This window comes from Bacillus sp. FSL K6-3149, from assembly GCF_038630515.1.
GTDB classification, from domain to species: domain Bacteria; phylum Bacillota; class Bacilli; order Bacillales; family Bacillaceae; genus Bacillus; species Bacillus pumilus.
Genome location: NZ_CP152034.1, coordinates 1,228,544 through 1,247,694, shown reverse-complemented (window position 1 = coordinate 1,247,694; position 19,151 = coordinate 1,228,544). Strand labels below are relative to the sequence as shown.

The 19,151-nt window shown below is 40.9% G+C and carries 17 protein-coding genes; 6 read left to right on the top strand and 11 right to left on the bottom strand.

Translation table 11 applies throughout. From position 1 onward, the window contains the following. The first annotated feature begins 212 nt into the window (after positions 1–212). Entirely contained in the window at positions 213–1,271 is a 1,059-nt protein-coding gene (locus MHB83_RS06565) for a DUF4352 domain-containing protein (protein ID WP_003217128.1), read from the top strand. 80 nt (positions 1,272–1,351) lie between these two features. Here MHB83_RS06565 and MHB83_RS06560 read toward each other — a convergent pair whose 3' ends face one another. The 3 genes from MHB83_RS06560 to MHB83_RS06550 form a co-directional block, all read right to left on the bottom strand. Further along, positions 1,352–1,687 carry a hypothetical protein gene (locus MHB83_RS06560; RefSeq protein WP_050943313.1) on the bottom strand — a complete coding sequence of 112 codons (336 nt, stop codon included), beginning with the start codon at positions 1,685–1,687 and terminating at the stop codon, positions 1,352–1,354. A 148-nt stretch (positions 1,688–1,835) separates the two neighbouring features. Beyond that, entirely contained in the window at positions 1,836–3,011 is a 1,176-nt protein-coding gene (locus MHB83_RS06555; RefSeq protein WP_253621887.1) for an ABC transporter permease, read from the bottom strand. Then, positions 3,011–3,751, bottom strand: a complete 741-nt coding sequence (locus tag MHB83_RS06550; RefSeq protein ID WP_003217123.1) for an ATP-binding cassette domain-containing protein — start codon at positions 3,749–3,751, stop codon at positions 3,011–3,013. Before MHB83_RS06550 ends, MHB83_RS06555 begins: the two co-directional genes overlap by 1 nt. 160 nt (positions 3,752–3,911) lie before the next feature. On the opposite strand from MHB83_RS06550, the gene MHB83_RS06545 reads away from it, so the two are divergent. Beyond that, a complete protein-coding gene (locus MHB83_RS06545) occupies positions 3,912–4,613 on the top strand; it encodes a LytTR family DNA-binding domain-containing protein (protein ID WP_012008825.1) in 702 nt (233 codons plus the stop codon). Between the two features lie 11 nt (positions 4,614–4,624). Further along, positions 4,625–5,590, top strand: coding sequence for a GHKL domain-containing protein (locus MHB83_RS06540; RefSeq protein ID WP_050943320.1), 966 nt, complete (start codon positions 4,625–4,627; stop codon positions 5,588–5,590). Positions 5,591–5,620: 30 nt separating this feature from the next. On the opposite strand, the gene MHB83_RS06535 is transcribed toward MHB83_RS06540, so the two are convergent. Further along, positions 5,621–6,550 carry an aldo/keto reductase gene (locus tag MHB83_RS06535; protein WP_044139230.1) on the bottom strand — a complete coding sequence of 310 codons (930 nt, stop codon included), beginning with the start codon at positions 6,548–6,550 and terminating at the stop codon, positions 5,621–5,623. 396 nt (positions 6,551–6,946) lie between these two features. Between MHB83_RS06535 and MHB83_RS06530 the strand changes: the two genes are divergently transcribed. Beyond that, the gene (locus MHB83_RS06530; protein WP_058015225.1) at positions 6,947–7,987 is read left to right on the top strand and encodes a DUF4352 domain-containing protein; all 1,041 of its coding nucleotides are present in this window, start codon (positions 6,947–6,949) and stop codon (positions 7,985–7,987) included. 54 nt (positions 7,988–8,041) lie between these two features. Here MHB83_RS06530 and MHB83_RS06525 read toward each other — a convergent pair whose 3' ends face one another. From MHB83_RS06525 to MHB83_RS06515, 3 genes are all read right to left on the bottom strand, one after another. Beyond that, positions 8,042–9,127 carry an SEC-C metal-binding domain-containing protein gene (locus MHB83_RS06525; RefSeq protein WP_335355822.1) on the bottom strand — a complete coding sequence of 362 codons (1,086 nt, stop codon included), beginning with the start codon at positions 9,125–9,127 and terminating at the stop codon, positions 8,042–8,044. 191 nt (positions 9,128–9,318) lie between these two features. Continuing rightward, positions 9,319–10,260 (bottom strand): response regulator, encoded by a 942-nt coding sequence (locus tag MHB83_RS06520; RefSeq protein ID WP_137055203.1) that lies wholly within the window; start codon positions 10,258–10,260, stop codon positions 9,319–9,321. A gap of 4 nt (positions 10,261–10,264) precedes the next feature. Next, positions 10,265–11,551, bottom strand: a complete 1,287-nt coding sequence (locus MHB83_RS06515) for a sensor histidine kinase (RefSeq protein ID WP_050943328.1) — start codon at positions 11,549–11,551, stop codon at positions 10,265–10,267. Between the two features lie 517 nt (positions 11,552–12,068). Here MHB83_RS06515 and MHB83_RS06510 point away from each other — a divergent pair. Continuing rightward, entirely contained in the window at positions 12,069–13,049 is a 981-nt protein-coding gene (locus MHB83_RS06510) for a glutaminase (protein ID WP_008342152.1), read from the top strand. A 33-nt stretch (positions 13,050–13,082) separates the two neighbouring features. Continuing rightward, the gene (locus MHB83_RS06505) at positions 13,083–14,510 is read left to right on the top strand and encodes an alanine/glycine:cation symporter family protein (RefSeq protein ID WP_003216901.1); all 1,428 of its coding nucleotides are present in this window, start codon (positions 13,083–13,085) and stop codon (positions 14,508–14,510) included. A 161-nt stretch (positions 14,511–14,671) separates the two neighbouring features. On the opposite strand, the gene MHB83_RS06500 is transcribed toward MHB83_RS06505, so the two are convergent. The 4 genes from MHB83_RS06500 to MHB83_RS06485 form a co-directional block, all read right to left on the bottom strand. Continuing rightward, positions 14,672–15,532 (bottom strand): alpha/beta hydrolase, encoded by an 861-nt coding sequence (locus MHB83_RS06500; protein ID WP_106029660.1) that lies wholly within the window; start codon positions 15,530–15,532, stop codon positions 14,672–14,674. A gap of 111 nt (positions 15,533–15,643) precedes the next feature. Further along, entirely contained in the window at positions 15,644–16,009 is a 366-nt protein-coding gene (locus MHB83_RS06495; RefSeq protein ID WP_003217104.1) for a VOC family protein, read from the bottom strand. Positions 16,010–16,109: 100 nt separating this feature from the next. Beyond that, the gene (locus tag MHB83_RS06490; RefSeq protein WP_137055199.1) at positions 16,110–17,492 is read right to left on the bottom strand and encodes an amino acid permease; all 1,383 of its coding nucleotides are present in this window, start codon (positions 17,490–17,492) and stop codon (positions 16,110–16,112) included. 66 nt (positions 17,493–17,558) lie between these two features. Beyond that, positions 17,559–19,067 carry an AMP-binding protein gene (locus tag MHB83_RS06485; protein WP_342496738.1) on the bottom strand — a complete coding sequence of 503 codons (1,509 nt, stop codon included), beginning with the start codon at positions 19,065–19,067 and terminating at the stop codon, positions 17,559–17,561. Positions 19,068–19,151 lie beyond the last annotated feature (84 nt).

The window sequence follows — 19,151 nt, the reverse complement described above, 5'->3', positions numbered from 1 at the left end:
CAAATCATATTTTACAAGTTTCTCCTTTCAACTTAGTGTCATTTTTACTACTTGAAGCTGTGCGACCTTAGAAACGCACTGAAGTATTGACAGTACTTTCGCTTCATTCTACAGTAAAAAACATACAGTATTTTTCTTTTTGTGCAAAAAGAATGATATGAACTAAAGCTTTTCAATAATATTCATCATAAACCCGAGGAGGAAAACACGTCATGTTTAAAAAGAAATTATCCCTGTTTCTTCTGATCTTATGTGTCACTGTTGTCGCTGCTGCTTGCAGTGGTGGAAAAGAAAAGTCAGCTGCAAAGGAAAAAGATACAAAATCTCTTGATGCAGCAGAGGTAAAGGTAGAAAGTGCTGAGTACACATTACCACCTCAATACGATACATCTGTACAGGATGATCAGTATGTACTAAAAGTGAACGTATCTGTAAAAAATATCAGCAAAGAGCCTCTAAATGTTGATAAAAGCAACTTTACGCTTTACCAAGATGACTCACAGGTGTCTACGATCTCTCCAGATGACTACAATGAAGTATTATCTTCAAGCTCTCTAAATGCAGACAAAGTATCAAAAGGCGGTCTTTTCTTTGTTGTTGATAAAGACAAAGACTATCAGCTTGTGTACAATGAGCCAGGTAGTGGTTCTAAAAAAGATGACAAAACACTAGAATTCGATATTAAAGGTAAGGACTTAATGAAAAAAGCAGATACACTTCAAGCATCTGCAAAAGCTCTTTCTTCTTATATTGATGTGATGATTTTCGGTAAGAATAACGACGAGTTTGAAAAACTAACAGGTGATAACAAATCAACTGTAGTCAACCAATTTGATAAATCATTCAAACAAGGCTACATCACGTCATCAGGTATTTCTTCTAGCTCAGCGAAGGACGAAAACCTTGATAAGCTTCTAAAAGCTGTAAAAGAAACATTAGCTGAAAAATCAAAAGTATCAACAAAAACAAAAGCGATCAGTGGTGATAAAGCTGTTGTGACTGTAACTCTTACACCAATTGATGCAAGCCCGCTTGTCGATCGTTTAAAAGAAAAAGCGACTGAGTTCTACAGCAAAAACCGTTCAGCTTCTTACGATGAAGCTCAAAAATACCTACTCTCGATCTACCCAGAAGAGTTCAAAAAATTAGGACCATCATCTTCTGAAGAAACAGTAGAAGTCAACATGAAGAAAAATGACATCGACCAATGGAAACTTGATTTGAACGATTACAAAACAAGCTCATTAGTTGAAAAGTTCATCAAGAACTAATGAAAAACCCCCGATGCCGGGGGTTTTTTCTTATCGTTTTTCGTTTGATAATTACAGCCAAGAAAGTAAGATACGGTCTATTACGAGGGATTTTCTTTTGCTGCTTCATACTCTTTTATCACCTCAACCGGATCAACCGCATCCTCCTCTTGTGCGTATTCCTCTACATAAGGATCCATTAATTTCTCAAACTTTTGCTCATCGTCTACTAAAGCAACATACGTTTCATATCCTTCAAAATCAGATGGATATAAATGTGCAACGGAACTACCCGTTTCTAATGCCTCATCTATCGCTTTTCTTAATTCCAATAACCCTTTCCTGTTTCCCAAAATAAAAGCTTCAAAATGGTGTGTTTGTTGAGCATATATATTACATAGCTCTAGCACATCATCGTCTTCTGTTTGATAAGACATAAACGAATCACCTCTTTAAATAAATTAGGATAATAATGTAAGTTCCCCCTTCCATTATGCCATTCCTTTCACCCGATCGTGAATCTCTTTTATATAAATCTCTGGATATAAAAAACTTGCAGATAAAATCTACAAGTTTTTACTTTCTTTATTTTGCAAGCATCCATTTTTCTTTCATAAACAAGCTTCTCACGATGACAAACAAGATGACGACTGCGAGGGCTGAGGAGCCGAGTGTCAGAGTGACGGCCATCGGATCAATGATCCCAAACATCAATTGCTTACAGAGCGCATGAATATTGAGGAATGGGACAGCAAAGTAATACGTATCTAGCTGCGTAGCACCTGCTCTCATGGTAAAGAACATTGGGATCACACCTAATGTAATGATCATGGACATGTACGATTGCGCTTCTTTCACTGAGCTTGAAACGACACTGAGTAGCAGTTCAATCATCGATACCATGAAGGAGAAGATGATGAGCGCCGCAAACATGACGCCGATAATACTCCACATTTGATCACCAAAGTTCAGTGCTTGTTTTAGCTTTTCTGTAAAGAGCAGCGTGGATAAAAGCAGCATGCCGATCGCCACAATTCCACTTAAAATCCCGAACATGGAGACAGCCAGCCATTTTCCGATGAGAATTTGGAGTCTGCTGGCAGGTGTCAGGAACAACGCTTCAATGGATTTTCGGTCTTTTTCACCCGCTACAATATCAAGCGCAGCTGGCAAAGCACCTGAGATGACGGAGGTCACCAAAATCATTGGAAGAAGAATCGACAAAAGCATAGAGGTCATGCCATTTTCTCCTTCATCGCCCTCTTCTACATCAACAGCCTGCACCTGAAATGGATGAACAACAGATGTATTGATTTGATCAGCGGCTAAACGCTTTTCTACGACTTGGTTTTGATACTGCTCCAGTAAGGATTGCAGCATTTGAACCGTTATCACCGAATCATCATCTGTTGTGTACCCATGAATTTTAATCGCAAATGATTGTTGATGCTGAAGCATGTCGTCTGCCTCTTTCGGCATTTCCAGATAAGCATTCGCCTTTCCATCTTTGACAGCTTGCTGCGGGTCATCAAATGTTTCAAGTGTGAGGTTTTTGACCTCTTTGATCATTTGATTCATTTCAGTTGGAAGCTGTTCATTCACTGCGACCGTATAGGTTTCATTTCCTGGATCTGCAATCATGCTTTCATAAAAGAACACCAATCCAAGCATCGTCAAAAGAGGTATCAGCACTGTTAAGAGTAGCGTTTTTCGGTCTCTTAGCGCATCTGTCATTTCTTTTAAAAATACGGTTTTCCACATTATGAAATCCCCCTAGCGAGCTTCGACATAAAGATATAGTTCAAGTCATCACTTTGTTCTTGTGTATATAATTCTGGAAGTGTCCCTTTATACACAAGCTCTCCTTGATGAATCATCATGACACTGTCACAAAGCTGGCTGACTTCTTCCATGATGTGGCTTGAAAAAAGGATGGTTTTATTTTGCTGCTTGAGCTGATGAATAAAGTCTCTGAAAATATTACTTGATGTAATATCCAAGCCTGTTGTCGGCTCATCAAATAAAATAATGTCAGGATCATGAATCAAGGTTCTGGCAATCGCCACCTTTTGTTTCATTCCTCTTGAGAATCCTTTCACCTTTCGATCCATATATTGTCTCATCCCAAAACGCTTTGCCAAATCCTCTATTCTTGCTTTGATTTCATGCTGATCTAAGCCATACAATTTGCCAAAGTATTCAAGGTTTTCTCGTGCCGTTAAACGATCGTAAAGCCCCGTCTCACCGCCAAACAAGACACCAATTCGCTTTTTCACTTCCGTTGATTCTTTCACCGTATCAAAGCCTGCGACAGTGACTGATCCGTGCGTAGGTTCTAACAATGTAGCTACGGCGCGTAATAATGTGGTTTTCCCTGCACCATTTTCTCCTAGGATGCCAACGACTTCCCCTTCCTTCACGGAGAACGTCATATGTTTCATCGCTTTCACGACTTTTTTCTTATCTTTAAACCAGCAGCTGCAATCGCTGAGAGTAATCATGTGGTTCGCCCCTTTCAACTTTCTAAGTCTATGATAGAAAAAATAACGCTTCCCTGACATAAAAATGTCGCGAAACGTCCTTTTTCTGTCTTGAAATGATCTATTTTAAAAAACAAATGATAAAATAGACAAATAATACGATGAGTCATAGGTGATTTTTATGATAAAAGTAGGTCTCGTTGACGATTACCGAGTAGATTTAGAAAAACTGCATGCCATTGTAGGCAGAATGGAGGCTGTGGAGATTGTCTTTGTCACGCAGTCAGCAGAGGATGCTTACGAGAAGGTCAAAAAAGGAGATATTGATCTGTTGTTCGCAGACATTGAAATGCCCGGAATGTCCGGTTATGAATTAGCGGATCTCATTCACTCTCATGCACTGAATGTCGATGTTGTCTTTGTGACAGGAAACAGCGGATATGCGGTCCATGCGTTTGATTTAAATGTTCACGATTATATTATGAAGCCCTACCAAGCCGATCGAATTGCCAAATCCTTAGAACGCTACATGTCCACCAAGCAGGAGAAAAGCATTCATGGACGGCTTCTCATTAAACAGCAGTCAGATATTCATGTGCTGCAAAAGAAGGATGTCATTTTTGTTGAGCGAACAGGCCGGTCAACCACCATTGTCACAACAACAGGAGATATCCAAACATATCAGACATTAAACGAGTTAAAGGGCGATCTGGCTGAAAAAGATTTTATCCGCTCTCACCGATCGTTCATCATCAATATTCATTACATTAAGAACTTCTCGGCGTATGCCAAAAATTCATTTATCGTGTCTTTTGAAGGTACAGATAAAAAAGCCATGATGACCAAGCAGCAATTAGAATACTTTAAGAAATATTATTTTTAAGGAGAACGAACGTGAACGCTTTCTATCTTGGATTCCGCATGTATGCTCTCATATGGCTAGGTCTTGCGTTTCATGCGGCAGCTGAAGCTTTTCTGCCGCTATCATCAGGAGTGCTGTGGCTCCTCACTTTTTGTGTGATTTGTCTTTATACATTTTTCATATACAAAAGGTTTTTGCCTCATGTGAGTGGTTATGTGATGTTGGGCGCTTTTGTGCTCTTTACCTGTGCAGGTCTATCCCTTATTCTGACGCAAGAAAATGGATTAAGCTTTCTTTTAGTTTTGATCATCCTCATGACAACAGATATCCTTTCATTGAAGATGATGCAGACGGAGAGACGATTAAACGGGCGGCTTCAAGAGCTGATCAATGCAGAATCAAGAACCAATGAATTGCTGCTTGAGCTGCGCAGTAAACATCATGAAACAGCTAGACATTTAAATGCCTTTTCCGCGTCGAACGACGAGCACGAGATCAAGGATTTGATTCAGCAATACGTAAAACATTTCCCTTGGATGAAAGGAGAAAATGCTTATTTGGCCTCAACCCTGCATTCCTTTTTTAAACGGGCTGAAAAAGAGGACATTGACCTTTCTCTAGATTTTCAAGCACCTTTTTCATCGCTTCCCTTTTCTAAGGCGGAGCAGGTTAGTTTTACTGGAAACTTGCTTGATAATGCCCTAGACGCAGCGATTGAAGCTAAGCAAGCCGGGAAAGAGGGCAGCATCTCGATTGCGACCTCTATTCGGAGCGGGCTCTTTTTAATCCATTGTGAGAACAGCACAAAAGGAATGGAAAAACACGTGTTAGACCATTTGTTTAAAAACTTTGGCCGCTCGACAAAAGGCGGGGATCATCAAGGAATGGGGACGTATATCATTCATCAGCTTGTTGAAAAGGCAGACGGTACTCTTGATTTCACTTACCGGTCTCCACATTTGCGGCTTGTCATCAAAATCCCTCTCACGATGTCATAAAAAAAAGGTGCAGCTAAGCACCTTTTTTGATTAAGAGAAAATGTGGTCAATTTGATTGATTTCCTCTTTTGTTAATTGAACTTCGTTTGTTTTTAGGTTTTGCTGAACTTGCTCAGCTCGTTTTGCACCTGGAATAATGGCGTCGATGCCGTCCTGTGCTAAAAGCCAAGCGAGTGCAACGTGTGCCGTTTCGGCGTTCTTTGATTGTGCAATTGCCTTCAGCTTGTCTACTTTTTCGAGGTTTTGAAGGAACGCCTCGCCTTGGAAAAGCGGATCTTTTGCTCGAATATCATCAAATGTCGCATCCTTCGTAAATTTACCAGTCAACAAACCTGACGCCAACGGGAAATACGGAATAAAGGAAATACGATGCTCGACGCAGTATGGGAGAAGATCCTGCTCTGCCTCACGTTTCAGCAAAGAATACTCTGACTGAAGCACATCTAAGTAGCCATCTCGATTAAAGGCTTGAAGCTGTTCAAAATCAAGGTTAGATGCACCAATGGCCCTGATTTTCCCTTCATCCTTCAATTCCTTTAATGTGCCTGCTACTTCTTCCAGCGGCGTCCGGCCGTCCGGGAAATGCATATAGTATAAATCAATATAATCTGTTTGCAGTCGTTTCAGGCTATGTTCGACCTGCTCTCTTAAAAAGTCCCGGCTGTTATCCAATTCAATTTGTCCGTTTACTTCTTTATGAGCCCCCTTTGTCGCAAGGACAAGGTTTTCTCTACCGCCTCTTTTGGCAATAATCTCACCGATCAATTCCTCTGAACGGCCCAGCCCATAAATAAAAGCAGAATCTAAGAAATTGACACCTTGATCAAGAGCTGTCTCCACAAGCTCTCGTCCGGCATCTTCACTCAGGTTCGGGAACAAATTATGTCCACCTACCGCATTCGTACCAAGCCCTATCGGATTCACCTGTAAATTAGTTCGTCCAAGCGTTACCTTTTTCAAAAGCTCATCTCCCTTATCTGCTTAATCATCCTTATTTTCCCATGAATCCTTTCCAACATTCAAGTATCCTGCTCTCTGAAGCACCAACACCCTCACTTCAAGATTTTTACGTAAAAAACATTTAAAACCGATAATAAATCTACAAATTAATTCTTATTAACCGGTATATTAGACTTACGCATTTCCTTTTATTATTGGCTTTTGTGTAAATTCCTTTCAAAGATAGGGACTAAAACCTATTCCTCATCATGATTGAATTTCGATAGAATGAAAAGTGCAAATCGTCATAAGGAGATTTTCCCCTGTAACACCCGAATATACCATCCTATCTGTTTCTTTTTTCATAGTCAGATAGCGGGAATGAAATGACGAAAGAAAAGCAAAGGAGCATCAACTGTGAATCTTAAAAAAATAAGTGCACTCCTCATGATTTCGTTCGTGATGATCATCTCTGCAGCTTGCCAGAGCTCAGCAAAATCAAGTAACGCTGATCAAAAATCAACAAAAACAGCAGAGGTAAAAGTCGATAGCTACGAATATACGTTACCAGAAGACTCAACAACTACGCTAAGAGACAATGAATTGGTGCTAAAAGTCAACCTGACGATTACAAACAAAGGTGACAAAGCTCTATCATTATATAGCTCTGACTTCTCCCTTTATCAGGACGATGCCAAAGTATCTGATTTAAAATTTTACGGCAGTAAAGACCGTCTTGACCTCGGTTCATTGAACAAAGGAAAATCTCAAACAGGTGCTCTTTATTTCCTAGTAGACAAAGGGAAAAAATATCAGTTCGTGTACCAAGACAGCATCAAGAAAAACAGTGATTCGATTGAAATCAACCTAGATGGAAACAAAATATTGGATACAGCGAAAAAGCTGGATAACCCTGCAAAAGCGCTATCCGCTTATACGGATATCATTGTATTTGACAAAAAGAACGATCAATTTGCAGATTTAACAGGTGACAACCAATCCGACGTCGTGAATAAATACCACGATATGTTCGTAAAAGACTTCAAAAGAACTGCCGGCATGTACGGCAATGAAGTAAGTGACCGTGATATTCTGTCGATGTACAAACGGATTCAAGACACCATGAAGGATAAAACCAAAGTAGAAACAAGTGTAAAAACCATCTCTAATGACGAGGCGAAGGTTGTCGCTCAAGTAACAGGTATTGATGCCTCTAACTTAAAAGACAAGCTAGACAAGCAAAGAGATGAGTTTTACAACGGCAAGATCCGCTCTAAAGAAGAATTGTATAAGAAAAGCTTAAACTTGTACGCATCTGAATTCGAAAAGCTTCCCCCAGTCTCCAGCCCGGCTGAATACGAAGTGAAAATGAAACGTAATGGGGATGGTCAGTGGAAAATTGACCTTAACGATTATAATACATCACAGTACATGAGCGGTTTTATTAAAACAAGATAATCTTGAACTAAAAAAAGACGCTGGCCCAATGAAGGTGCCGCGTCTTTTCTTATGCTATACCGTCGCCTCTTGTTCTTCTTTCACCGCTTTTTCAATATCTTTAAAACGGCTCGATACAGTAGACGCACTAATGCCATACTTTTTCGCTATTTGTGCTTGAGAAAGCGGGGCATCGCTTGCAAGTGAATGAATGTAATATTCGATTCCCGCAGCAAATGATGCTGCTTTACGGATCACAGGTGATTTCTGATCACAATAGGCTTTCCACACAGTTAACGCGCCATCAGTCAAGCTTTGGTCCCCGTGTTCCTTCATTCCGTCTTCAATCAGCTTAGCTGTTTCCAGTTGAACGTCATTTGCCCAGTCCATTCGATCTGCTGTTAGACCTGTATCGCCTTCTGTTTCAGCAGATGTTTCTGATTCTTCTACTTCTTGCTTTGCAAACATGCACTTCAACACGTCAGGGAATGATTCTCTCATAAATGTGCTGCGCGTTCCTCCATTTGCCTCATATGCTTCAACAAGCTGACGTACTTGAAGAAGAAGCGTATCTGTAAACTCTTTCGCAAACATCGTATATTGAATGAAAAACTCTGCTTTTTCTTCAAATTGAACAGGGAATCCAAGCACGAGACTTCCCTTTTCAGGCAGCACTGTTTGATCCGGTTTTACATCTACTTCAACCTTTTCAGCTGTCACCATATTCTCAAAGTAAAGAGACTCGTCCGTTTTTTCATTTAATAAAAGCAATGATGGCTCCATGTCTGTCCATGATTGAACCACTTGTTTTGTTTTCGGACGGGTAATATCCTCCGCTTTCTTTGTCAGGAATTCTTGGAAGATGGTTTCTTTCTGATCCGTTAATGGACGGAAGAAGATGCCCCATACACTCAAATGAAAGACTGAGATTTGTTGCGTTTCTTTATCCATATCTGCAAGAAAAGAAAACTCATTAATGAATTGATTGATGGCTTTCTGATGTTTAGAGAATGCGTAATTCATTAAATCCTTTTGAACTTGTACAGCTTCCTTAAACACAAGCTCAGACGTTTGTTCTCCGCCTGACTTTTGACCACAGCAATGTTTATATTTTTTTCCGCTTCCGCAAGGGCAGAGCGCATTTCGTTTAATTTTTCCCAAAATAAAACCTCCGACATTCTAGTCTAACCTCACTATTTTAACAAACGATTGCACAAGAGAGTTTTATTTTCAAGAAAAAAGAAAAATCAGAATGATCAGTTAAATAATAAAGACACTTGAAGATCACGACAGATCATAGGAATAGCGGTCTTTTTCTGTTTATTTTCTCCAATCATTCCAATAGATTTTCTTCAGCTCATTCCCTCAAATAACTGTTTTGCTTCAAAATAAAAGATTTGAACAAACTTCTTCGTATTGACTCTGCCAGTTGATCCTGCGGATGAAGAGGTTTTCTGCATTTCTTTCATTCTTTGGCTGACATCGGTAAAGTCAAAAAACTTCGACGCATAGTGCTCAAACTTAGGATTCGAGAAATCTGTTAATCCTAGTGAAGCAAAATGATTCAAGGAATGATGAATAGCGCGTCTAATCCGCTGCTCTGCCGCTTTCACTTCCCTCATCACTTCTACATCGGTCGCCCCATGATCCAGCTTCCTCTCCGCTGTTTTGATAAAGAGCTGCTTTAGCGGCGGGAAATTGACCTCATGAGAATTGGCTGACTGTGTTTCATGTAAGTAGATCAGGATCTCAAGTAAATCCTTAGAACCACTCTCTCCGACAATTCCTAGTTCGGATAAGAGAAATTCCCCCGCCTCTTTCATCGTCCTTTTCTTCAACCCATTGCCCGTTGTATCATGAGAAATCACAGGCTCTAGTGGCAGCACATGGCGAAGGGAAGCTTGAATATCGTAAATCGATTTCTCGAGTTTGATCCGCTCTATGACTTTTCGAATCACACTGACGATCTCAATTCGATTGACAGGTTTATGAATATAATATTCGATCCCTAATTCATAGGCTTCTGCCATCATCTCTTTCGCCTCTACTTGGGAAATCATCATGATTTTACCTTTGAATTCAGGGTGAATATGACGAATCGTTTGAATGCCATCTCTAGCAGGCATTAAAAGGTCTATCAGAAGGATGTCTATTTTTTTTAGGTTCAATGAATGTGCTTCTAATCCCACTCCGTCATCGGCTTCATCCACGACCTCTCCCAAATCTTCATCTTCTATGATTTGACCTAAAATCGAGCGTATTGCACGATCATCATCTGCAATGAAAAATCGCATACACTCACCCTCTCTGTATTAAATTTTGTATAGGAAGGAGTAGCTGAAAAGCTGTTCCCTTTGTTTCTCTTTGTTCGATTTTAATTGTACCGCCAAGCTCTTTAACCAGCTCTTTCACATAGGATAAGCCAATCCCAGTTGATGGTGTTCCATATGCATCAAATTTAGAAGTATAGCCTGGATCAAATACTATTTCTCTCATTTTTTCAGGAATCCCCGGGCCATCATCTTCAATCCGAATCTCTATTTTATCATGACTTCCTTTCAATACGAGTGAGATCATTCCGTCATCCTTTATGGCTTCAACCGCATTTGCCATTAAATTATTAATGAGCGATAAGAAAATGAACACATGATAATCATGCAAATGAATGCCTCTTATATCAGATGTAAAGGAGATGTTTTTCCCTAGAGAGAGCGCATACTTTTCTTGAATGCGAAGGACAATTTGAACGAGCTCTTCCGCCTTCATATAGTCTTGCATATTTTCCTTAGAAATCAGCTTCGAAAGCCCAGCATAAATACGTTGATTGTCCTTTTTCACCTCATGGATTTCTCCTGCGAGCTTCAACAGCTCCTGACTCACTTTCTTCCCTGCTTCGTGTTCATGCAAGAGACGATAAAGCCTGTATGATTCTTGCGTAATATGCTCTGTATGTTTTAACGTTTTCTTTAAATGAACCGTTTCTTCATATAAATTTGAAATGACCATCATCATATGCTCATTTTGTTTCATGATCTGCTTCTCTCTTGATTGTGCCTCATACAGCTTCATCATATTAAAAAAGCTGATTACGACAAAGCTGTGAGCAAACGCAATGAGAAACATATCACTCAGCTTTGATAGCGTCATCGTCGTATCAAACACTAAAAATTGTACAAACAGCTCAACAAAATCAGCCACTAATTCAATCATGAGACCAATGATCCCAATAAAAATAGAACGCTGTTTAAAACGTCCCGTACGGACGGCAAAGAACAGGAATGCATATGTAAAATAGAAAAAGAAACTTGGGAATTGCTGATAAAATGATGCAGCGAGATCAGCATGATGCTGCATCAGATCTAAACCTACTCGAAAAAGCACAATGGCTGCGCCTGTTAAAAACCCGGGCAAGAACGGTCTAGATTTCCTTAAGAGTAATAAACAAAAGAAAAACGCAGGTGCCCCAAAGCTGATCCGGAACGTTTCATTCACAGGATAAAACTTCAGTTCTCCTGCAAGCGGCACAATAACCACCATAAAAATTAATATGAATGCGTCTTTTTTAACAAGCTGGTTTAAACTCAAATGACTGACATCCCTTCCCCTTTTTGCATAGCCACAGTATACAAGGAGACTCTTTTCTTCACAACGTACAAAAAAATAATTTTCACGGCTCCTTCTTTCCTCAAAATCCTTTTTTATGACTATTCACCGAGGCGCCATGGTGACCTTTCAGCTATTCAGCATTTTGGTGATTGTCTACAATAATGGGAATTGTTTAGACAATGATCGACAAACCGATTTTTATTTGTAAGTTTTTCTGTAGATTTTCGTCAGATTGTGTAGTTTCCAAGATAAATTGAATGAACAATTTTAGTGAAACTATATGTAAGCGTTTTCTGAATTTTCACTAAAAACCCTTTTTGTTTTTTCGCCGCCAAAGCCTTCATTTCAACATATATTTAGGTGTAAAGGAGTGGTACAAGCAGCGCATGACAAGTTCTTTGAAGATGTGTAACATGTTTTCGTGCCTATTTGATCGCATTTTTTGTCATCCGCCAATTCAATAGGGTACTTTTTGATTTTTGATTGGAGGAATCGTATGAAAACAGCAATTTCTAATAATACACAACACGCATGCCAGTCTTCTGTTGATCAATGGGCAGAAGAAATACGTCCGTATTACAAAAATGGACAGAATGCTGGCTACATTCCAGCACTCGGAAAAGTGAATTCCTCTCAACTTGGTATCAGCGTGATAGGCCCAGATGGATCATCTGTACGATATGGTGATTGGGACGTTCCCTTTACCCTGCAAAGTATCTCAAAAGTCATCAGCTTTATAGCTGCCTGTTTAGGAAGAGGCGTACCATACGTCTTGGATCGGGTAGATGTAGAGCCAACTGGTGATGCATTTAATTCCATCTACCGTCTTGAGATGCATAAACCAGGGAAGCCCTTTAATCCAATGATTAATGCTGGAGCTATTACCGTATCCTCCATCCTTCCCGGAAAGACTTCTACAGAAAAGCTAGCATATATTTTCGATTTAATCGAAAACTTAATAGGTAAGCGTCCCTCTGTTAATGAAGAGGTTTATCAATCAGAATGGGCAACTGCGCACCGCAACCGTGCTCTTGCTTATTACTTAAAAGAAACCAATTACTTAGAATCAGATGTCGAGGACACATTAGAAGTGTACTTAAAGCAATGTTCCATCGAGGTTACAACAGAGGACATCGCCTTGATTGGGCTGATTATATCAAGTGATGGCTATCATCCCTTTAAACAGGTCCAAGTCATTCCAAAGGATATCGCAAGACTAACAAAGGCATTGATGCTGACATGCGGCATGTATAATGCGTCTGGTAATTTTGCTGCTTTCGTAGGCGTACCAGCCAAAAGTGGTGTGTCTGGAGGAATTATGGCTTGCGTTCCGCCAAGCGCAAGAAGAGAATTCCCGTTTCAGACAGGCTGTGGAATCGGTATTTATGGTCCCGCCATTGATGATTGTGGTAATAGCATTACCGGTGTCATGATGCTGAAAAAGCTCGCAAAAGAGTGGGATCTCAGTATTTTTTAAAATGAACAGTCATGAATTCGAAGAGGTGATGTTATGAACGAAAAAGCTTTGCTATCTTATTTAACACATACAAATGATTTTATTTGGACTTATATTGTCATTGCTCTGTTACTTGGAGTTGGTGTCTACTTCACATATAGAACACGCTTCCTGCAAGTGAGAATGATTAAAGAAATGGTGCGTGTCCTGAAAGAAGGAAGAAAAGAAAAAGAAGGGATATCACCGTTCCAAGCATTTGCCATCAGTATGGCGGCACGTGTAGGAACAGGGAATATTACAGGGATTGCCATCGCCATTGCAATTGGTGGACCTGGCGCAATCTTCTGGATGTGGATCGTAGCCATTATCGGTTCTGCCTCAAGCTTTGTTGAAAGTACATTAGCCCAAGTGTATAAAGTGAAAGATAAAACAGGATTCCGCGGTGGACCTGCTTATTACATGGAAAAAGGGTTAAACAAGCGCTGGATGGGAATTTTATTTGCGATTCTGATTACAATTTCTTTTGGAATCGTCTTTAATGCGGTGCAATCAAATACAATTACTGTCGCTTTTGAAAACTCCTTTGGATTAGACCGTTTAACAGTCGGTATTGTGATGGCTGTTATTTTTGCAGCAATTATTTTCAAGGGAATCCAAGCCATTGCAAAAGCTTCTGAATACATTGTCGTTGTGCTGGCTCTAGCCTATATCGGAATTGCATTCTTTGTTATTGTGACAAATATCACTGAACTTCCTGGTGTCATCAGTACGATTGTGAAACACGCCTTCGGGTTTGAACAGTTTGCTGGTGGAACATTAGGCGGCGCATTATTACAAGGGATTAAACGCGGTCTTTTCTCGAATGAGGCTGGTATGGGTAGTGCACCTAACGCAGCAGCAACAGCTGTGACAAGTCACCCTGTAAAACAAGGATTAATTCAGGCGTTTGGCGTGTTAACAGATACATTAATTATTTGTACAAGCACAGCCTTCCTTGTCCTGTTCTCTGATGCATACAAAACAACGAACCTGCAAGGAATTGAATTAACACAGGCTTCACTCAGTCAGCACATTGGACCATGGGCCTCTGGATTCCTTGCTATCATGATTTTCCTATTCGCCTTTAGTACATTAATCGGTAACTATTACTACGGCGAAACGAACATTGAATTCCTTGGAGCCAACAAAGTTTGGCTTAACATTTATCGAATTGCCGTTATTGGAATGGTTCTTTTCGGTGCAGTTGCTACTGTTCCTCTCGTGTGGGGTCTAGCCGATCTCTTCATGGGACTCATGGTCATCGTCAACCTCATCGCCATCACCATGCTGTCTAAGGTCGCCTTTGCAGCATTGAAGGATTATACGAGACAGAAAAAAGAAGGCAAGGATCCTGTCTTCTATAAAAATGTCGTTCCAAACAATGAGAAAATTGAATGCTGGGACGACGAACCTGCTTCGTTGAAAAAGAATCGAATCGGTTAAATCAAAAAAGCTCTGGTCCTCTTGGGACTGACCCCATAAGATGAGACAAATAAAAAACACCTTCAAGTTTGAAAACGGATCGTTGTGATCCGAAAAAACATGGAGGTGTTTTTTCTATGGGGACAAGAGTGAGTTTCCCCCTCTGATCAGAGCTTCTTTCTTTAGTTCAAAAATTCGAGTATGAGTTTGTTCACCACTTCTGGTTTTTCATGATTGATCCAATGAGAAGCATCATCAACAAAAATTAGTTGTCCATTTGGGCAAATCTTCATCGTTTCCTTCGCCAGCTTTCTGCTTAAAAACTTGTCCTCCATCCCCCAGATCATGCGAACAGGTACTAAAATGCGCTTTGATATCGGCTTTTCAAAGCCGCCCTTTTTGATGGCGCGGTACCAATTCAGCATTGAGGTCATGGCACCTGGCTGCGTCCAAGCCAGCTTATAGCTTGATACATCTTCCTTCGTGAACAAATGGGGTCTTGCAGTCAGCCCAATGGCTTCATCCAGCTTTTGAAAGTGATTTTCCTGAAGAGCTGCCTCTGGCACATTCGGAAGCTGAAAGAATGCGATATAGGAGCTCTTCTTCCACTGCGGAGGATAAAATGGAAGAACCTTCATCATCACCCGCGGATGCGGCATGTTGACAATGATTAGTTTCTCTACATATTGAGAACGTGTGGATGCCAAATGCCAAGCAACTGCTCCGCCCCAATCATGACCACCCACAATCGCCTTTTGATTCGGACTAAGCGTCTTAATCAGCCCTACGATATCATCTCTCAGTTGATCTAATACATAGGATTCAATTCCTTCTGGCTTATCACTTAGATGGTAGCCCCTTTGATCAGGAACGACGACACGATAACCTGCCTCGGCTAGGGGCATAATTTGATTCTTCCAGCCGTACCAGAACTCAGGAAATCCATGTAGCAGTATAAGCAGCGGGCCATCCTCAGGTCCAGCCATTGCTGTGTGAAGTGTTACACCATTTGTTTGGATTGATTGAAATTCAATTTGCTCCATCCCTTTGCCACCTTTCTCCTTGTTCTTTATTCTTCCAACATAGCATATTTCCCATTTTTCAGAAAATAAAAGCACTCCCAAAAAAACCTTCACGAAGGTGAAGGTCTTGGTTTATTTCATATAATTCAGCACCCAGATCAACCCATTTTTGCGGTCCTGTACTTGCCCGTGAAGGGCGCCAAAGAACGTATCCTGTAATTCGACCAGTACATCTCCATCAGCTTCTAGCGCTTCATATACAGCCTTTAGTTCTTCTTCATTGTCAAACTGCATAATCAATCTGAGATTCTCGGGCTTTGGTGTGCGGTCAAACGTATCTGAAAAGTGAAGCAGCGATTCTCCAAGGTGCAGTTCTGCATGCAGCACACGGTCTTGATGTTCATTTAAAATATGAATATCACCGCCAAAAATCCCTTGATAATATTGAAGAGATTCCTTCACATCGTCTACCACAATATAAGGACTAACACTAATCATACCCCTCATCCTCCTCTTGTTCCGTCCATCTTCTCTTTTATAGCTTATCCCAAATCGTATGAAAAAAGGCACAAATCGTCAACGGATTTGCACCTTTTTCTCATGAAGATTTCGCTAATTCACTATGTTTGTTTGAATACGCTGCGTACATGACAACACCGATTAACAGCCAAACACCAAAGTAAAGCCACGTCCGGCCTGGTAAGTTGAACATAAGGAACAAGCAGCAGCCCATTGAAATAATCGGCAAGACCGGCACAAATGGAACCCGGAATCCCCTCTCAAGCTGCTGATGTGTCTTTCTCAAAATGAGGACAGATAAACTCACCATTGCAAACGTCAATAAAGCACCGATATTCGCTAAATTGGACAAGTCCTTTAAATCAATAAACCCTGAAATAACAGCTGTCATGCCGCCAATCATCCATATGCTTGCAACAGGCGTATCGCTTTTGTTTGTTTTCGAAAACACTTTCGGCAAAAGACCATCTCGTCCCATCGCATAGGCAATTCGAGTTGCTGCATAATTATTGGCGAAAATCACAGCCATCAATCCAATGACCGCACCGACAGAAATAATACCGGCTACACTATTTTGATGTACACTTTGCAAGACATAGGACATCGCCTCTGTGACATTCAGTTTTGTATAGTGCACCATACCTGTCATAATCAAACAAACGACAATGTAAATGATCGTGCAAATGAGTAATGAGCCAATAATGCCAATTGGCAGGTTCCGCTGCGGATTTTTCACCTCTTCTGCAGAAGCAGAAATCGCATCAAACCCTAAGAAGGCAAAAAACACAGCAGCAGCACCAGCAATGACGCCTTCTGCACCAAACGGCATGAACGGCTGCCAATTGGATGGCTGTACATAAAACCCGCCTACTACAATGAAAAGAACAATAATACCGAGTTTCACAAACACCATGATATTATTGAATTTTTTACTTTCCTTCGTTCCTCTAGATAAGATCCACGCAATCAGTAAGGCAATGATAATGGCTGGCAGATTCATATATCCGCCTTGTTCAGGTCCCGCTAAAAATTGATGGGGAATCGAAATTCCAAACCCCTCAAGCAAGCTGTTGAAATAGCTCGACCAGCCACTGGCGACAGCTGAAGCAGTCAGCATATAAACGGACAATAACGTCCATCCCATTAGATGCCCGACAAGCTCACCCATCGTTGTATATGAATAAATGTACGCACTGCCGAATACAGGCAGTGCTGAAGCCATTTCTGCATAGCAAAGTGCTGCCAAACTGCACACAATCGCTGCGATGGCAAAGGAAAAAATGACAGCCGGCCCTGCATCCTTAGCCGCTGTAATTCCGGTTAACACCATGACCCCCGTGCCGATCACTGCCCCTATACCAAGGAGCGTGAGATCGAGCCCGCCTAGCGTTTTCTTTACCTTTTGCTGCCTGCTCTGTTCTAACAAATCGTGAATGTGTTTCTTACGTAGAATATGTCGCAAACCCTTTCCCTCCAAAACGTTAGAAAAACAAAAAATCATTCAAATTTCATTATAGCAGAATAGGTACTACGCATTCACAACCAATTCACGTAAATCTTTCTTCATGATTTTACCAAGCTTGTTTTTTGGCAGCTCCTGTGTGAAATGAATGGAGGGCACTTTGTAATCTGCCAAACGTTCCTGGCAATAGTTCACCACATCTTCTTCGCAAAAATCGACAGAATCGTCTTTTACGATATACGCACTTGGCACTTCACCATATAATTCGTCTGGCACCCCAATGACAGCTGATTCAATCACACCTGGAATTTGATCAATGACCTCTTCTACTTGGTCAGGGTAGATATTATCCCCACCGTACAGAATCACATCTTTGTATCTCCCTGTGATGAAAAGAAAACCGTCTTCATCTAGATAGCCTGCATCTCCCATATGGAACCAGCCATCTTTCAGCACCTTCTCTGTAGCGTCAGGCTGATGATAGTAGCCTAGAAAATAGAATGGGCTTCTCATAACGACTTCGCCAATTTCTCCATCTGGCAATGTCTCCTCTGTCTCAGGGTGCATGATTTTCACTTCTACATCCGGATCCACTTTACCTGCAGAGCCCATTTTATCCTCGCCCATCGCTGGATGCCACGCACTCACAACCCATGCTTCGGTACTTCCATAGCCATGCATCATCTGAATGCCTACTTCTTTGTAATCTTTAATTAAGCGTACCGGTACCTTCGTACCGCCAGAAATCGCAATTTCAAAAGATGAGAGATCGTACGAACCGCGTTTCATTTCTTCTAGCATGTACGTGTAAGCTGATGGGAAAGCCATCATGAACGTAATTCTTTCTTTCTCAATCGTTTCTAAAATGCGCTTCGGTGTTGCATCATGTAAGAAGACAAGCGTATATCCTTCAATTGCAGCTGCGATCAGGTGATTAATCGAACTCATATGATACAGAGGGTGACTCGCCAAGTACCGTTTTCCTTTCAGATCGAATCCTCGATTCCCATGTCTTGTTAAAAATTGATAGATTCGTCCATGTCCGACCATACAGCCCTTTGGATTTCCCGTTGTCCCAGAGGTGAATAAAATCATCGCTAGATCCTCTTCTGATACCTCTTCAGCAAGGTTACTTCCATCATTTGAAGCCAACATGTCTTCAAACAGCTGTGTTGTATTCGCATTGGCACCGGATTCCACCATCAGACAATCTTCTAAAGACACATTCACTGCCGCAATGATGTCACGGAATTCACGGTCAAAAAATAAAGCCTTTGGCTCTGCTTTTTTCAAAATACCTTCCAGCTCAAAAGAAGTAAGCTGCCAGCTAAGCGGAACTGCGACTGCACCTGCTTTAATGGCTGCCAGCATAATTGTTGAAAAGTGATGATGGTTTTGACAAATAAAGCAAACACGGTCCCCTTTTCGAATCCCCTTTTGATGTAAATAATGAGCGAGCTGGTCAATACGCTTTGCATATTCTTCAAATGTATAAGACACACCCCCGCCAGTTACCGCTTCAATTTGTGAAGAGCGTTCCATTCTGTCGTTAAGTAATGCCTGTAATGTATTCAATATCTTCATCTCCAAACGTTTGATTTACAATAGCCAATTTCCAGTGAATGGGTTGGCAGATTTTATCTCATTCACATTCTAAAA

Excerpts from the sequence above, each read along its gene's own strand:
- MHB83_RS06565 (WP_003217128.1), top strand. The coding sequence starts at position 213 with ATGTTTAAAAAGAAATTATCCCTGTTTCTTCTGATCTTATGTGTCACT.
- MHB83_RS06560 (WP_050943313.1), bottom strand. The coding sequence starts at position 1,687 with ATGTCTTATCAAACAGAAGACGATGATGTGCTAGAGCTATGTAATATA.
- MHB83_RS06555 (WP_253621887.1), bottom strand. The coding sequence starts at position 3,011 with ATGTGGAAAACCGTATTTTTAAAAGAAATGACAGATGCGCTAAGAGAC.
- MHB83_RS06550 (WP_003217123.1), bottom strand. The coding sequence starts at position 3,751 with ATGATTACTCTCAGCGATTGCAGCTGCTGGTTTAAAGATAAGAAAAAA.
- MHB83_RS06545 (WP_012008825.1), top strand. The coding sequence starts at position 3,912 with ATGATAAAAGTAGGTCTCGTTGACGATTACCGAGTAGATTTAGAAAAA.
- MHB83_RS06520 (WP_137055203.1), bottom strand. The coding sequence starts at position 10,260 with ATGCGATTTTTCATTGCAGATGATGATCGTGCAATACGCTCGATTTTA.
- MHB83_RS06510 (WP_008342152.1), top strand. The coding sequence starts at position 12,069 with ATGAAAACAGCAATTTCTAATAATACACAACACGCATGCCAGTCTTCT.
- MHB83_RS06505 (WP_003216901.1), top strand. The coding sequence starts at position 13,083 with ATGAACGAAAAAGCTTTGCTATCTTATTTAACACATACAAATGATTTT.
- MHB83_RS06500 (WP_106029660.1), bottom strand. The coding sequence starts at position 15,532 with ATGGAGCAAATTGAATTTCAATCAATCCAAACAAATGGTGTAACACTT.
- MHB83_RS06495 (WP_003217104.1), bottom strand. The coding sequence starts at position 16,009 with ATGATTAGTGTTAGTCCTTATATTGTGGTAGACGATGTGAAGGAATCT.